The organism is Catellatospora tritici, assembly GCF_019083965.1.
GTDB lineage: Bacteria > Actinomycetota > Actinomycetes > Mycobacteriales > Micromonosporaceae > Catellatospora > Catellatospora tritici.
Map to the genome: position 1 here is coordinate 369,587 of NZ_JAHRCY010000007.1, position 15,823 is coordinate 385,409.

The following is a 15,823-nucleotide window of genomic DNA, read 5'->3' on the forward strand; positions in this document are numbered from 1 at the left end:
CTCAGCCGAAGGCCATGTCCACGAAGCGGGAGAAGTGCAGCTGCGCGGCGACCGTGATGGTGTCGGTCGGGCCGTTACGGTGCTTGGCCACGATGAAGTCGGCCTCACCCGCGCGCGGCGACTCCTTGTCGTAGTAGTCGTCGCGGTGCAGCAGGATCACGATGTCGGCGTCCTGCTCGATCGAGCCGGACTCACGCAGGTCGGACAGCTGCGGTCGCTTGTCGGTCCGCTGCTCCGGGCCACGGTTGAGCTGACTCACCGCGATCACCGGGCACTCGACCTCCTTGGCCAGCAGCTTCAGGCCACGCGACAGCTCGGAGACCTCCTGCTGACGGCTCTCGGTCTTCTTCGGCGAGCTCATCAGCTGGAGGTAGTCGACGACGATCAGCTTGAGGTTGTGCCGCTGCTTGAGGCGGCGCGCCTTGGCCCGGATCTCCATCAGGTTCATGTTCGGGGTGTCGTCGACGAAGATCGGCGCCTCGGAGATCTCGCCCATGCAGCGGGCGAGCTTGGTCCAGTCGTCGTCGGACAGCTTGCCCGAGCGCAGCACGTGCAGCGGCACCTTGGCCTCGGCCGACAGCAGACGCATGACGATCTCGGTCTTCGACATTTCCAGCGAGAAGATGGCACTGGCCATGTTCGACCGGATCGCCGCGTTGCGCGCGAAGTCCATGGACGCGGTCGACTTACCGAGACCGGGACGGCCCGCGACGATGATGAGCTGGCCCGCCTGCAGGCCGCTGAGCAGCCCGTCGAGGTCCTGGAAGCCGGTCGGCACGCCACGCATGGTGCCGTCGGCGGCGCCCACGGCCTCGATCTCGTCCAGGGTCGGCTGGATCATGTCGGCGAGGATCGCGAAGTCCTCGCTGACCCGGCGCTCGGTGACGTCGTACACGGCCTGCTGGGCGAGGTCCACGACGTCGTCGACGTCGCGGCCGGTGCCCGCGGCCGAACCGTAGCCGAGCTGCACGATCTTGGTGCCCGCCTCGACCAGGCGGCGCAGCACGGCCCGCTCGCTGACGATGCGCGCGTAGTAGGAGGCGTTGGCCGCGGTGGGGACGGTCGCGATCAGCGTGTGCAGGTACGGCGCACCGCCCACCCGGGACAGCTCGGCCTTGGCCTCCAGCACCGCCGCGACGGTGATCAGGTCGGCGGGCTCGCCGCGGCCGTACAGGTCGAGCACGGCCTCGAAGATGGTGGAGTGCGCGGGCTTGTAGAAGTCGTTGGCGCGCAGGATCTCCACCACGTCGGCGATGGCGTCCTTGGACAGCATCATGCCGCCCAGCACGCACTGCTCCGCCGCCACGTCCTGCGGCGGGGTGCGCTCGTAGACCCCCTGCTCGGGAGCGGGCGGCTGATTTCCCAGCACCGGTGCCCGTACGCCGTCGCCCACTGTCGTCACGGCGCCTCCCACCCTCTTACGCAGATCTGTTTGACCCTAGGCGTGCCGTCGCCGCGGCACAAACACCCCGGTGGACAGGGCTGCGGACAACCTGTGGACAACCCGGTGCATTGCTGTGGGCGAGGCTGTGCACAACCTGTGGACAGTCGCATTCCACAAGGTGTGGATAACGTTCTGACCTGCATAAACATCACCCACAGGGTGTGTACGGAAGATTCTTATCAAGATTTTCGATCCGGCGTGGCGCAGGTCATGACATCGTTGTCCGCCGATTCTCGCCGGTTCGGGGGATTGTCCGGGACATCGGTCTCCGCCACGCTGCCCAGCGTGGGATATCCGGAGTGGCCGCCACCGGCCGACGGGTGGGGGCAGGCACCGCAGGGCACGCCGAACAGCCGTGCGGGCGCTTGGCCACGTCCGAGTGACCCGGCCCTCCCCCGACAGCGCTCCGCCGCCGACCGGTACGGCCAACCGTCACCCGACGAGCGCGACGACCCCGGCTTCCACACGTACGTCACCAGCGAGGTCTACGACCCGTACGAGGATGACCGCTGGCCGGACAACCTGGCCGAGCTCAACCCGCCCGAGGTCCGCACCCTCCACGCCCCGGAGCCCGAGCACCGGCTCGGCGAGCGCGACTACTGGACGGCTCTGCTCTGGGCCGCAGGCTGGTTCGCCGTGCCCCTGGTGATCCTGCTGGGCCGGGCACTGCTGCTGTCGGGCGACACGGATCCGGCGTGCCTGGCGGCCGGACTGGGCGGGTGCGGCTCGAAGCGCTCCGAGGCGCTGGGCGACCTGATCGCCTCGGCGCCGCGCTGGGCGCTGGCGCTGGGCGGCGCGCTCGCCGTGGCGGCCGTGCTGCGCTGGGCCAGCGACGCCTGGCGTGCCGTCACCATCGGCTTCTGCGCCGCGGTGGTGGCGGGCGGCGCCACCACCGTCCTCCTCAACATCATCTGACCGCGGCCGCCGCGGTCGCCGCGGTCGCCGCGCCGCGCGTAGCCGCAGTTTCGGGGAAACTGCCGGTATCCGGGCCGCCATTCCCGCAGTTTCCCCGAAACTGCAGCCATCTCGCGGCGCGACCCGGGCGCGACCGGGGTGTGGGCGGGGCACGACCGAGGCGTGGGCGGGCTCGGACGGCTGCGGCGGGGAGGATGGGCGCAGCGTGGGCGCGGTTTACCGGAATACGCGGCGTCCGATCGGAACCGGGATAACGGCATGGTGTCGGGAGTGTCGCGATTGGTTCCGCTTGTGTCTCAGGTACGACACATCACGAGCTTTTGATCTTCGATGGCCCGTCCATGAATGCATGAAGCGACCCAGTGCCACCGCCATCCTGCTCGCCGTTCTGCTGGCCGCCGCGGGCTGCTCCGCCAAGGACAGTCCCTCGTCCGCGCCGGCGAACCGGCCCGCCCCGCCCGCCCAGGCCGGCACCGACCGCGACCAGGGCGCCGCCGTCGACCCGCAGCGCGACAACCAGTCCACCTTCGCTCTGGACGTCGACACCGCCTCGTACACGTACGCGGCGGGCCGGATCGCCGACGGGCGCCTGCCCGAGGCGAGCACGGTGCGCCCCGAGGAGTTCGTCAACTCCTTCGACCAGCACTATCCACAACCGCGTGGCGACGGCTTCGCCGTGCACGTCGACGGCGCCCGGCTGCCCGAGAGCCATGCCGGTTCCTCGTCGCTGCGGCTGCTGCGCGTCGGCCTGCAGACCAGGGCCGAGGACGACGCGCGCCGCAAGGACGCCGCGCTCACCTTCGTCATCGACGTGTCCGGCTCGATGGGCGACCCGGGCCGCCTGGACCTGGTCACCGACGCGCTGCACACCCTCGTCGACCAGCTCCGGCCGACCGACGCCGTCGCCATCGTCACCTTCAACGACCGGGCCCGAGTCGTCCGCCGGATGACCCGGGTGGCGGAGAAGACGGACCTGCACGCGGCCATCGACTCGCTGCGCGCCGACGGCAGCACCAACCTGGACGCGGGGCTGGTCACCGGCTACCAGACAGCCCGGGACGGCTTCCGCGAGGGCTACTCCAACCGGGTGATCCTGCTGTCGGACGGCCTGGCCAACACCGGCAACACCGACGCCGACCGGATGCTGCGCAAGGTGCGCGAGGAAGCCGACAAGCAGATCGCGCTGCTGGGCGTGGGCGTGGGCAGCGAGTACGGCGACGCGCTGATGGAGCGGCTGGCCGACCGCGGGGACGGGTTCGTGGTGTACGTCTCCGAGCGGCGCCAGGCCCGGGACGTCTTCGTCCGCAGGCTGCCCGCCACCCTGTCGCTGCGGGCGCTGGACGCCAAGGCGCAGGTCACGTTCGACCCGAAGACCGTGGAGAGCTACCAGCTCATCGGGTACGACGACCGCAAGGTCGCCGACCAGGACTTCCGCAACGACCACGTCGACGGTGGCGAGGTCGGCCCGGGGCACTCGGTGACCGCGCTGTACCTGGTGAAGCTGGCGCCGGAGGCGAGCGGCCGGGTGGCCGAGGTCCGGGTGCACTGGCTGGACCCGGTCAGCAAGGAGGCCTCGGAGGCGTACGAGTCGGTCGACGCCGCCGACCTCGGTGGCGCGTTCGACCGGACCGACCCGCGGCTGCGGGTCAGCTACGCGGCGGCGTTCTTCGCGGTGGCGCTGCGCGGCGGCACCGATGGCCGTCCCGACGTGTCCGACCTCGCCCGCATCGCCGACGCGGCCGCCGCCGACCTGGACGAACGGGCCGTCGACGACCTGGCCGACCTGATCCACGACGCCCAGCCGCTGCTGGTCCAGCGCGACTGAGCTGACCGCGCTGAAACGACCGCGGCCCCCGGGACATGTCCCGGGGGCCGCGGTGCGTACCGCTTACTTGGCGGCGACCACGTTCAGGTTGAACTTGGCGGTCACGTCGGGGTGCAGCTTGATCTGCACCGTGTAACCACCGGTCGTCTTGATGTGGCCCGGCAGCTCGATCTTCCGCTTGTCGAGCGCGGGACCGCCGGCCGCCTTGACGGCGTCGGCGATCTCGTTGGCGGTGACCGAACCGAACAGGCGGCCGCCCTGGCCGGCGCGGGCCTGCAGGGTGACCTTCAGGCCCTCCAGCGCCGACTTCAGCTCGTTGGCGTGGCCCAGGTCCCGGACCTCACGGGCCGCGCGGGCCCGCTTGATCGAGGAAACCTGCTTCTCGGCACCCTTGGTCCACGTGATCGCGAAGCCCTGGGGCAGCAGGTAGTTACGGCCGAAACCGTCCTTGACCTCGACGATGTCACCCGGGGTGCCGAGACCGGACACCTCGTGCGTAAGAATGATCTTCATTGCGGTGCCCCCTCTCAGCGACCCGTGGTGGTGTACGGCAGGAGCGCCATCTCACGGGCGTTCTTGACCGCACGAGCGATCTGCCGCTGCTGCTGCGTGGTCACGCCGGTCACCCGCCGAGCGCGGATCTTGCCGCGGTCGGAGATGAACTTGCGCAGCAGCGCGGTGTCCTTGTAGTCGATGTAGGTGATCCCCTCCTTGTCGAGCGGGTTCACCTTCTTCTTCGGTTTGCGCAGGGCCGCAGCCTTCGCCATTTTCATCTTCCTCAGTCTGTGTGCAGTCTCTGACGGACGGCCGCCGGGGCGGCCGCATCACCCGTCAGAACGGTGGCTCGTCGTCGAAGTTGCCACCCGAACCGCCTGCCGGAGTGGCGGTAGCCCACGGGTCGTCGGCGAAACCTCCGCCGCCGCCGCCCCCGCCGGAGCTGTTACCGCCGGAGCCGTAGCCGCCACCGCTGCCACCGGAGCGCGACATCTTCTGCACCTTCGCCGTGGCGTACCGCAGCGACGGGCCGATCTCGTCGACCTCCAGCTCGAAGACAGTGCGCTTCTCGCCCTCCTTCGTCTCGTACGACCGCTGGCGCAGTCGTCCGGAGACGATGACGCGAGAGCCCCGCTGCAGCGACTCGGCGACGTTCTCCGCGACCTGGCGCCACACCGAGCACTGCAGGAAGAGCGGCTCGCCGTCCTTCCACTCGCCGGAGGCCCGGTCGAGCGTGCGCGGGGTGGATGCGATGCGGAACTTCGCCACTGCCGCACCCGACGGGGTGAAGCGCAGCTCAGGGTCATCGGTCAGGTTGCCGATGACCGTGATGGTGGTTTCTCCAGCCATGACCTTCTCCTCGGTTCACATATGTTCTGCCGCAAAGGTTCCCACAGGGATGCGACAGCACACGTGAAGCGGTCCGGGCGTTGCGTATCCGGGAGGAAGCTCAGCGAACTTCCGGACGGATGACCTTGGTACGCAGCACCGACTCGTTGAGTCGCAGCTGGCGGTCCAGCTCGGCCACCGCCGCAGGCGTCGCCTGCAGGTCGATGACGGCGTAGATACCCTCGGCCTTCTTGTTGATCTCGAAGGAGAGCCGGCGACGGCCCCACACATCGAGCTTCTCAACCGAGCCACCCGACGTACGGATCACGTTGAGGTACGTGTCCAGCGACGGTGCGACGGTGCGCTCCTCGAGACTGGGGTCGAGGATCACCATGACTTCGTAGTGACGCAAGACGTACTCACCTCCTATGGGCTGATCGGCCACGGTCGGTCCGTGGCAGGAGGTCTGCGTCGTTCCGCGAAAAGCCGCGGGATCGGCCCGCGGCTCACAGAACTCGCCCATACTACCTGCTCGACCGGGTGCGCCCGCTTTCGCCCGTACCCGCGGTGCGCATGAGCCGTGTCACGGTCGGCAACGCGACACGGCCGCCCCTGCCGGGACGGCCGTGAGTCGGACTGTTGCCAGTCAGGGAAAGGACCGCGGAGCGCCCTTCCGACGCTGGGTGGGACCTGGGGAGGAACGACCACACCGACGATGTTGGAAAAGAGCGCTCCGCGGAGTCTCCAACGGATACTACGCGAACTCTGTCCGAGTAGCCCGCTGAGCGATAATAGCGCGAATTGCCCCGGCTGAGACACCAACGACACACACTGTGGCAATAATTGCGAGAAGTCCGATTGGGCCGTTGTCGACCGGGAAGCCGGCCGCCTTCGCGTCATCGAGCCGGTGGTCGTCGCCCACCACCACGGCCGGGGAGGCCTCGGGGCTCGGCTCGGCGTCGTCGCTCTTCTGCTCGTCGTCGGGGTTGAACAGGCCCTGCGGCGGATCCGGCAGCTCGGTTTCGTCCCCGGTCGGGGCCGGGTTCGAGCTGGACGACCCGCTACCGCTGCCGCTGTGCGTGTCGCGCTTCCTGGTCGGCTTGCTCGACGGCGAGCTGCCGGTGGAGCCCGAGCTGCGGCTCGGGTTGGCCGTCGAGCCGGTGCCGGTCGTGGTGCCGGTGCCCGGCTGGGTGGTGCGCGAGGCCACCTCGACGGTCAGCGGCTCGAAGCTCGGGTTGAGGTTGAGCAGGCACTCCGGCACCATGGCGACCTTGACCGGGCCGCGGTGGAACTGCACCTCGATCGTCTCGCCGTCGGACACCGCGGCGCTGTCCTTGCCGTCGATCTGCAGAGTCGCGTTCTGGCCCAGGCCGTTGGTGAGCTTGACCCGCGACTCGGCGGCGACGGTGATCTTCGCCGTAGCCGGCTTGGAACCGCACAGCAGCAGACCGAGCCCGCCCCCGGTGAAGTCGACGTTCGGCGCGGCCTCCGGCTCGGCGGCCGCGGACGGGCTCGCCAGCAGCAGCGGCAGGCCCGCGAGCAGGCCCGCCGCGGCGAGCGCGGCGGCACGTCGACGAATGGCGTACGACATAGCTTCTCCCCCTGGGGCAGGTGCCCCGGATCAGGTCAGCCTCGCGGGGGGCGAGGTGGCACGCGTCATGTGCCTCCCGACCGGCGGAGCGTGGGGAGCCACGTGCGGCAATGAAATCAACGCAACAACTTCGCTCCGGTTGCGCTCACGACCGCGCAACAGGTCGGAGGGAGCGGTAATACTGGTCGAATGCTTATCGGGGCTCACGTCGATTATGAAGATCCACTAGCTGAGGCGGCGGCGCGCAACGCCGACGTCATCCAGTTCTTCCTGTCCGACCCACAGGAGTGGAAGCCGCCGGTGCCGCGCACCGACACCGCCGCCATCCGCGACAGCGAGGTGCAGGTCTTCATCCACGCGCCCTACCGGATCAACGTGGCCACCACGAACAACCGGATCCGGATCCCCAGCCGCAAACTGCTCATCCAGCACGCGGTCGGCGCCGCCGAGATCGGCGCGTCCGGGCTGATCGTGCACGGTGGGCACGTCGACAAGAGCGACGATCTGGCGACCGGCTTCGACAACTGGCGCAAGGCCATGCAGCAGGCGCAGGACAGCGGGGCGCTGCTCCCGCAGACCCCGATCCTGATCGAGAACACGGCGGGCGGCGACAACGCGTGCGCGCGGCGCTTCGACAACCTGGCCCGGCTGTGGGACGCCGTCGGCGACTTCGGCGTCGGCTTCTGCCTGGACACCTGCCACGCCCACGCGGGCGGCGAGGATCTGCTCAACATCGTCGATCGGGTCAAGGCCATCACCGGCCGGATCGACCTGATCCACGCGAACGGATCGCGAGACGGATTCGACTCCGGACGCGATCGGCACGACAATCTGACGAGCAAGACCGAACCCGGCATGATCGATCCGGAACTGGTCGCGGCGGTCATCAGCGCGTCCGGTGCACCGGCGGTGGTGGAGACCCCCGGCGGTGTGGAGGGTCAGTCGGCCGACATCGCGTACCTGCGCGCACACCTGTGAGAGGACAGCTGTGACTGGGACCGAGAGCACCGTGGCGAACGAGCCCGTGACTCCGCGACATGCCGCGCCGGAGCCCGAGCCGGTCGAGGAGGACGCCTTCGCCCGGTTCAGCCCGGCCCCGGAGGACAACCCCGGCCGCCTGCGCCGGATCGGCCGGGGCACCTGGCGAGTGATGATCCATGAGTGGGCGCTGGCGGCGTACGCGTCGCTGCTCCTCGCCGCGATCATGACCTGGCCGACGCTGAAGTACCCGGCGTACACCATCCCGCAGGACACCGGCGACCCCACCCTGCAGGCGTGGCAGATGGCCTGGTCCGGGCACTCGCTCAAGACCGACATCGCGCAGCTGTGGAACTCCAACAGCTTCTACCCCGAGCCATACAGCTTCGCCTTCTCCGACACCCTGCTCGGCTACGCGCCCGCGGGTCTGTTCGGCACCGGGCTGGAAGCCGCGCTCATCCGCTACAACATCATGTACGTGCTGCTGCACGCGCTCGCCTTCTTCGGCGCGTACGTGCTGGCGCGTCAGCTCGGCTCGGGCAAGACCGGCGCGGCTGTGGCGGGCGCCGCCTTCGCGTACGCCCCGTGGCGCCTGGCCCAGGCCGGGCACATGCACGTGATGTCGGTCGGCGGCATCGCCCTGGCCCTGGCCATGCTCGCGCGGGGCCACGGCTACTCGCTGCGGCACGGCTACCAGCCCGAGAAGCGCAAGCCCGGCTGGGCGTTGGCAGGCTGGCTGGTCGCCGCGTGGCAGGTCAGCCTCGGCTTCGGCATCGGCCTGCCCTTCGCGTATGTGCTCGCCGGGATCGTGCTGACCTGCGTCGTGCTGTGGTTCGCGTTCCGGCGCTGGAAGTGGGGCACGCCCCGGTCCTTCGGCTGGAAACTGTTCTCGGCCGACCTGGTCGGCGGAGTCGTGTTCGCCGCCGTCGGCCTGCTGATGGCCCTGCCGTACCTGAAGGTCGTCGAGCTGCATCCGTACGCGCAGCGCTCCGAGGTCGAGCTGAGCTGGTACTCCCCGCCGATCCTGGGCTTCTTCACCAGCCCGGCCCAGGATCTGCTGTGGGGGCAGGCCCACTCCAGCGCCCGGTCCGTGCTCGACGGCGCCGACGGCTGCTGCTCGGGCGAGACCAGCCTGCTGCCCGGCTTCGTGCTGTATGGCCTGGCCATCGCCGGTCTGATCCTGTCGATCTGGACCCTGCGCCAGCGGCTGCTGCTGTTCGCGGGCGTGGTGCTGAGCATCGTGCTGGCCATGGGCACCCGCTTCTTCGGCGGTCGCCCCGGCTATCTCTGGCTGTACGACGTGCTCCCCGGCTGGGACGCCATCCGCACCCCCGGCCGCCTGGTCATCTGGACCACGTTGCTGTTGGCACTGCTCGCGGCGGGGGCGGTCACCGCCTTCGTCGAGCAGGCGAAGACCATCGCCCAGGAACGGGTGCCCGCCCGGCCGCACCCGATGCTGCGCCTGGCCACCTTCCTCCCGCTGGCGCTGGTGCTGTTCGAGGGGCTGAACGTCACCGAGCACCCGGTCGTGCCACTCCAGCCCGCCGCGATGGCCTCGGCCCAGGGTCCGCTGCTGGTGCTGCCCAGCGACGCGCTGATGGACATGAAGGTCATGGTCTGGTCGACCGACCGGTTCGAGCCCATCGTCAACGGCAACAGCGGCTTCACCCCGCAGAGCCTGAGCGAGATCCGGGAGCTGACCAAGAACTTCCCGGACCAGGCCAGCGTCGACCGCCTGCGCCAGATCGGCGTCAAGACCGTGGTCGTGCTCAAGGAGTACGCCAAGGGCGGCCCGTACGAGGCGGCGCTGACCAACCCGGGCGACGGCCTGGGCCTGCAGCGCACCGAGACCGACGACGCGGTCACCTTCACGTTCCAGTGAGCCGGTGACAAAAGTGCGGCCCCCGCTCCGGTCGGAGCGGGGGCCGCACTCGTTCTGCCGTCAGGCGGTGGCCAACCTGCCGGGGGCGGCGTCGGCGGTCACCACGGGAGCGGAGTCCGGGTTCAGCGGACCGGCGTCGGGGTCGGGGGTGTCGGAGTCGGCGTACGTACGGCGCACCACGTCCAGCTCCGGCCGCAGAATGTCGCGGACCACCAGCACCACCAGCGCCAGCACGGCGATCAGCCGGATCGAGGCGGCCAGCACGAACACGCCCTCCGGGAAGACCTGCTTGCCCGAGGCGGTCATCAGCTCGCCGTAGAAGGCCAGGAAGTAGATCACCTCGGCAACCTGCCACACCAGGAACGAGATCCACTTGGGCCGCGCCAGCACCAGCAGCGGCAGCATCCACAGCGTGAACTGCTGCGACCAGACCTTGTTGGTGATCAGGAACAGTGCCACCACCAGGAAGGCGAGCTGCGCCACCCGCGGCGGGGTCTTGGCCAGCAGGCCCAGCGCCGCGATGCCGACGCAGCACAGCGCGAACAGCGCCAGCGACAGGTTGGTGACCAGCGGCACGTTGTCCCAGATCGTCGCCCCGGTCGGGTCGAAGTGGCGCCCGACGTACCAGGAGGTGCCCCAGTCGATGCCGCGTTCCTTGTTCAGGTCCAGGAACCGCGACCAGTTGTCGTAGTGCGTGACCATCACCGGCACGTTCACCACGGCCCAGGCGACGGCGCCCGACGCCACCGCGATCAGCGCCGGGCCGAGTTCGCGGCGGCGCCAGAAGTCGGTCAGCGGATTGTCCGGTTCACCGGGCAGCTCGCGCACCGGCCGCAGCGCCAGCACGGCGATCGGCAGGAAGAGGAACGCGGGCCACAGTTTGGCGGCCATACCCAGGCCGAGCATGGCTCCGGCGGCTATCGGGTACCGCTTGGCCCAGAACCAGATGCCCGCGACCGCCAGCACGATCGCCAGCAGGTCCCAGTTGACCGTGGCGGTGACCAGTAGCGCGGGGGACAGGGCGAACATCGCCGCGTCCCAGGGTCTGCGCCGCCGCAACGACAGGATCATGGCGACCGTGGCGACCGCGAAGACGCTCAGCACCAGGGCGTTGGCGTTGTAGAAGTACTCCGCCTGGTTGATGTCGTTCTTGCTGCCGAAGGCGTGCACGGGCAGGCCGATCGCGCCCATGAAGGCGCCGGTGAGCACCGGGTACTCGACCGGGTAGTCGACGTACGGCACCGCGCCCTCGTTGAGGTGCTCGGCGTAGTAGAGCGCAAGCACGTCGGTGTAGCAGAAGTGCGTGTACTGCTTGTAGTCCGCCCACGCGCCGTCCTTGCAGGGCGACTTCTGCACCCAGTGCAACGCGAGCATGAGGCAGGTGAGCGCGAGCACGATCCGGGCGGCGGTCCAGAACCTGCCGCCGCGGTCGGGAGTCTGCGGCACCGCGTGCTCGCCGCGCGGGCCGCCGATCGCCTGGCTGAGGCCGTGCACGAACGGATCCTCGACCGAAGGCGAGACGACGTGCTCACGAACATCACTCATAGCCCGACATCCTGCCTCAGAAATCTGCGAAGCGCAGCAAGGCGCCAGGTAGCGGACGGCGAAAGGCAGAGAAAGAGGGGGCCCCGACACGGGACCCCCTCTTCATGCCACCTGATCAGCGAATACACAGTGGGTTTGTCGGTTTACATGATCGCGATGGTTGCGGGCTGGGACCGTTGCCGCCGCCACCGGTGCCCGGTGACTGCGAGGGGTCCGGGTTCGGGCACAGCACGCCGAGCTGGCAGCCGTCGGTGGGCAGAGTCGGCGGGGCGGTCGGGGTTGGCTCGACGCCGTCACCCTCCTCCACCGAGCCGATGGCGCCGCCGCTGCCGTCGGGCAGCGACTCCATCTTCTTGCCCTTGTTGGCGCCGTTCATGAATGCCTGCCAGATCTGGGCGGGCAGGCCGACACTGGCGATGTTGGTGTGCCCGTCCTTCTGGTAGATCGGCTCGGACGCGCCGCCGACGTTGCCGACCCAGATCGCCGCGGCGACCTGGTCGGTGAAGCCGACCGTCCAGACGTTGGAGTTGGACCCCTTCTTCTTCACCGACTCCCAAGTACCGGTCTTGGCGCCGGCCTGGCGGCCGCCTTCGAGCGAACGGCCGTACCGGGCGGGCATGTTCTTCAGCACGCTCGCCACCTCGTCGGCGACCTCCGGCCGGATCGCCGGCTGAGGGTGCAGCGTCTCGCCGGTGCCGGGCACCTTGTTGTACTTGCCGGTGTCCTTGTCCTTCTGCTGAACCTCGATGATGAAGTGCGGCTTGTTGTACGTGCCGTGGTTGGCCAGCGTCGCCACCCCGGTCGCGTGGTCGAACACCGTGATCGGGTACTGCCCGAAGCCGATCTGGTAGTCGAACGAGCCCCGGTCGACGTCGGCCTTGGGATCGTTCAGGTGACGCGCCTTGCCGTCGTTGGTCGACCACATGGTGGTGATGCCGACGCGCTTGGCCACGCTCAGGATCTTCTCCGGACCGATCTGCTTTGCGATCTTGAAGAACGGCACGTTCAGCGAGAGCTCGGTGACGTGCTGCAGGGTGCAGTTCGTCTTGCAGTCGATGTCGTTGGTCTCCCGGCCGGAGTTCGACACCTTGTACGGGCAGGCGTTGTAGTCCTTGCAGTTCTTGGGGGTGATGGGGGTCGGGTCCCACATCGACTTGATCGAGATGCCGTTCTCGATCGCGGCGGTCAAGGTGTAGATCTTGAAGGAGGACGCCGGCGGGTGGCCGCCGTCCTCGAACTCCGTCCCCTCGGCGAACTTGCCCGCGTAGTCGACACCGGTGCCGTTCGCACCGCCGTAGTAGGCGAGCACCCGGCCGTTGTGCGGGTCGATCGCCACACCTGCCGCGATGACGTTCTTCGGATAGCCGTTGATCTTCGTGCCTGGACGGTCGATCGGCTTGACGATCTCTTCCTTGCAGACCTTCTTGTCGCCCTCGCCGGTGCACTTCTCCTGGCGCTGGAAGTCACGGTAGAGCTGGGCCTCGAGCGACTTCTGGGCGTTGGCGTCGATCGTCGTGATGATCTTGTAGCCCTTGTTGCGCCAGTTGGTGATGCCCCAGGCGGCCATCTCGCGGTCGATGTACTTGTTGACCACGAAGCCGGTGCCGGTGCCGGTGATGCCCTGCTCGCCCGACTGCGCGGAGTACTTCTTGAGGGCCTTCTCCGGGTAGACCATGGTGGCGCGCTTGGCCGCGTCGAGCTTGCCCATCTCGACCATGTTGTTGAGGACGTAATTCCAACGTTCCTGCGCGCCCGGCATGTTGAAGTTGGGGTCGAAGCCCTTGGTGCCGTCGTTCTCGTTCGGCTCGGGCTGCTTGAGCACCGCGCCCAGCACGGCGGCCTCTTCGATCGTCAGCTTGTCGGCGGGCTTGCCGAAGTACGCCTTCGCCGCCGCGCCCACGCCGCTCGAACCGCGGCCGTACCAGACGGTGTTGACGTAGAAGCCGAGGATCTCGGTCTTGGAGTACTTGTCCTCCAGGCGCCGGGCCATGACCGCCTCGCGCAGCTTACGGGCGTAGGTGACCTCGAGGTCCTTGGCCGCGGCACGCGCGTACTGCTGGGTGATGGTCGAGGCGCCCTGGGTGTCGCCGCCGGTCAGGTTGTTCCAGGCGGCACGGGCGATACCCCACAGGTCGATGCCGTGGTGGTTGAAGAAGTTCTTGTCCTCGCCCGCGATCAGCGCGACCCGCACCTCCTCGCTGAGCGTGGCCATCGGCACGATCTCGCGGTTCTCGCCGCCCAGCTTGGCGATCTGAGTCTTGCCGTCGCTGGCGTAGACGAAGGTGTTCTGGTTGTCGCTGAAGGCGGACGGCTCGGGCACCGAGGAGTAGAAGTAGGTGCCGGCGATCAGACCGCCGCCCGCGAGCAGGATGAAGACCGCGACGGACGACAGGATGATGCTCAGCCGCTTGCGCTTCGGCTTCTTCTTGGCGCCGTCGGCGCCCTTCTTGGCCTTGCCGCCGGGCCGGACCGAGCCGCCGGGGCGGTCCTCGTCGGGCACGGACGGGGGACGCACGGAGGCCCGTCCCGCCACGCTGGGCACACTGGCGCGGCCGGCGGCGCCGACACTCGCACTGCCCACACTCGCCCGGCCTGCCGCGCTGGGCACGGAAGCGCGTCCCGCGCCGGGGCTCACCGGTGCCTGGCCGTAGCCGCCCTGGCCGTAGCCCTGGTCCTGGCCGTATCCCTGGTCCTGGCCGTAACCGCCCTGCTGGCCGTAACCACCCTGGTCGTAGCCGCCCTGCTGGCCATAGCCGCCCTGCTGGCCGTAACCGCCGCCCTGGTCGTACGACTGCTGGCCGGGGCCGGCGGCGTGACCGGAATCACCCTGCTGGCCCTCGGAGTAGTCGTATCCGTAGTCGTCGGATGGCACCGAAGCGCGGCCCGAGTTCGCCGCAGGCTGCTGGTACGAGGGACGGTAGTACTCGTCGTCGTACCCGTTGCCGGCGTTGGGGTCGCCGTACGAAGTCATGTCACACCGTTCCGGTCGGGGATGAGCCGGCGCTGGCGCCAGCCTCGGACAGCGGGGGAGCCGTCCTGTGTGCGCGGCCAAGAAGGTACTGCTCCACGAGGTGGTTCCAGTTGCAGCCGCGGCAGACCTCGACCACGTATACCTGGAACTCACCGAGCGTGTCGGCCAGTGCCGCCAGTTCGGCGCGCGAGCGTGCCTGGCCGGCGGCGTGCTTGAGCTGATCGCCGTAGATGTAGTGCACGTTGATCACGTACTCGCGGCGGCAGATGGGGCACCGCTTCTCGGTGGCCTCGCCGTGGAAGCGAGCCGCGCTCTTGAGGTAGGGCGAGGCGTCACATACCTCTGACGTGCCCACCCTGCCCGCGTACACCTCCCGCAGCAGCGCCCGCCGCTGCAGGGCATAGTCAACGAACCCGTCCATACGGGGGCGACTCCCCGTAGGCACCCCGAGTCGGGGCACAGAGATCCGTTGCTGCGCGCGCATGAAAAGCAGGGTAACTCGTCGTGGCGGCAGCCGCGACGCCCGTCACAGAGCGTGACGAACGACGCGCCCTGCGCAGACACGGTGATCACGGGCACCCCTGTATTGCCTAGACCCGTCGCTCCGTTCTAACGTAGCGATGTATCGCCGCGATACATCGCATAGCCAACGTACGAGTGAACATGGCACGAGGAGGGGGTGGCCCACTTGCTCGACCTTGCCATCCTCGGCCTGCTGCATGAATCGCCGATGCACGGGTATGAGCTGCGCAAGCAGCTCAGCACCAAGCTCGGCACCATCCGTGCGGCGATCAGCTACGGCTCCCTCTACCCAACACTGCGGCGGTTGCAAACCGCGAGCTGGATCACAGAGGCGGGGGAGACCCCCGCCGACGACGCCGGCGTGCCACCGCTGACCAGTCGCCGGGGACGGGTGGTCTACAAGATCACAGCCGAGGGCAAGGAACGGTTCCAGGACCTGCTGGCGCAGGTGGGACCGGAGGCGTACGAGGATGCGGCCTTCGGAGTCCACTTCGCGTTCTTCTCCCGGACCGACGTGGACATCCGTTTGCGCATTCTCGAGGGCCGCCGCCGCAAGGTGGAGGAGCGCCGGGAGGGCTTCCGCGAAGTCCTCGCCCGCGCCTCGGAGCGGCTCGACGCCTACACCCTGGAGCTGCAGCGTCACGGCTTCGACGCGGCGGACCGCGAGGTCCGCTGGCTGGAGGAGCTGATCTCCAACGAGCGCTCCGGCCGCTCGCCCCAGGTGCGCGGCGCCGCCGGTCCCGCACCGGCCACAGACCCAGCAAGACCGCTCACGGCCCGACCGGGCCCTGACGACTCCGCCGAGTGAGTTGGGTGACCCGGCCGAC

General features: G+C 68.9%; 14 protein-coding genes. 5 read left to right on the forward strand and 9 right to left on the reverse strand.

Annotated elements, in window-relative coordinates:
• Window position 1: 1 nt before the first annotated feature.
• Entirely contained in the window at window positions 2-1,426 is a 1,425-nt protein-coding gene (gene dnaB / locus KUA19_RS18795; RefSeq protein WP_443623178.1) for a replicative DNA helicase, read from the reverse strand.
• Between the two features lie 303 nt (window positions 1,427-1,729).
• Between dnaB and KUA19_RS18800 the strand changes: the two genes are divergently transcribed.
• Complete coding sequence (locus KUA19_RS18800; protein ID WP_217397291.1) at window positions 1,730-2,359, forward strand: hypothetical protein; 630 nt, start codon at window positions 1,730-1,732, stop codon at window positions 2,357-2,359.
• 349 nt (window positions 2,360-2,708) lie between these two features.
• Window positions 2,709-4,184, forward strand: coding sequence for a vWA domain-containing protein (locus KUA19_RS18805; protein ID WP_217397292.1), 1,476 nt, complete (start codon window positions 2,709-2,711; stop codon window positions 4,182-4,184).
• 63 nt (window positions 4,185-4,247) lie between these two features.
• Here KUA19_RS18805 and rplI read toward each other — a convergent pair whose 3' ends face one another.
• The 5 genes from rplI to KUA19_RS18830 form a co-directional block, all read right to left on the reverse strand.
• Complete coding sequence (gene rplI, locus KUA19_RS18810; protein ID WP_217397293.1) at window positions 4,248-4,697, reverse strand: 50S ribosomal protein L9; 450 nt, start codon at window positions 4,695-4,697, stop codon at window positions 4,248-4,250.
• A gap of 14 nt (window positions 4,698-4,711) precedes the next feature.
• Window positions 4,712-4,951, reverse strand: a complete 240-nt coding sequence (gene rpsR, locus KUA19_RS18815; protein WP_120317647.1) for a 30S ribosomal protein S18 — start codon at window positions 4,949-4,951, stop codon at window positions 4,712-4,714.
• A 64-nt stretch (window positions 4,952-5,015) separates the two neighbouring features.
• Complete coding sequence (locus KUA19_RS18820; RefSeq protein ID WP_217397294.1) at window positions 5,016-5,528, reverse strand: single-stranded DNA-binding protein; 513 nt, start codon at window positions 5,526-5,528, stop codon at window positions 5,016-5,018.
• 100 nt (window positions 5,529-5,628) lie between these two features.
• Window positions 5,629-5,919, reverse strand: a complete 291-nt coding sequence (rpsF, locus tag KUA19_RS18825; protein ID WP_120317645.1) for a 30S ribosomal protein S6 — start codon at window positions 5,917-5,919, stop codon at window positions 5,629-5,631.
• 342 nt (window positions 5,920-6,261) lie between these two features.
• A complete protein-coding gene (locus KUA19_RS18830; protein ID WP_217397295.1) occupies window positions 6,262-7,098 on the reverse strand; it encodes a hypothetical protein in 837 nt (278 codons plus the stop codon).
• A gap of 189 nt (window positions 7,099-7,287) precedes the next feature.
• Between KUA19_RS18830 and KUA19_RS18835 the strand changes: the two genes are divergently transcribed.
• Window positions 7,288-8,076, forward strand: a complete 789-nt coding sequence (locus KUA19_RS18835) for a deoxyribonuclease IV (RefSeq protein ID WP_217397296.1) — start codon at window positions 7,288-7,290, stop codon at window positions 8,074-8,076.
• 31 nt (window positions 8,077-8,107) lie between these two features.
• The gene (locus KUA19_RS18840) at window positions 8,108-9,958 is read left to right on the forward strand and encodes a hypothetical protein (RefSeq protein ID WP_308167505.1); all 1,851 of its coding nucleotides are present in this window, start codon (window positions 8,108-8,110) and stop codon (window positions 9,956-9,958) included.
• A 60-nt stretch (window positions 9,959-10,018) separates the two neighbouring features.
• On the opposite strand, the gene KUA19_RS18845 is transcribed toward KUA19_RS18840, so the two are convergent.
• The 3 genes from KUA19_RS18845 to KUA19_RS18855 form a co-directional block, all read right to left on the reverse strand.
• Window positions 10,019-11,503 carry a glycosyltransferase family 87 protein gene (locus KUA19_RS18845; RefSeq protein WP_217397297.1) on the reverse strand — a complete coding sequence of 495 codons (1,485 nt, stop codon included), beginning with the start codon at window positions 11,501-11,503 and terminating at the stop codon, window positions 10,019-10,021.
• A gap of 115 nt (window positions 11,504-11,618) precedes the next feature.
• Window positions 11,619-14,474, reverse strand: a complete 2,856-nt coding sequence (locus KUA19_RS18850) for a transglycosylase domain-containing protein (RefSeq protein WP_217397298.1) — start codon at window positions 14,472-14,474, stop codon at window positions 11,619-11,621.
• A gap of 1 nt (window position 14,475) precedes the next feature.
• Window positions 14,476-14,895 (reverse strand): DUF5318 family protein, encoded by a 420-nt coding sequence (locus KUA19_RS18855; RefSeq protein ID WP_217397299.1) that lies wholly within the window; start codon window positions 14,893-14,895, stop codon window positions 14,476-14,478.
• A 267-nt stretch (window positions 14,896-15,162) separates the two neighbouring features.
• Here KUA19_RS18855 and KUA19_RS18860 point away from each other — a divergent pair, with 267 nt between their 5' ends.
• A complete protein-coding gene (locus tag KUA19_RS18860) occupies window positions 15,163-15,804 on the forward strand; it encodes a PadR family transcriptional regulator (protein WP_254549631.1) in 642 nt (213 codons plus the stop codon).
• The last annotated feature ends 19 nt before the right edge of the window (window positions 15,805-15,823 follow it).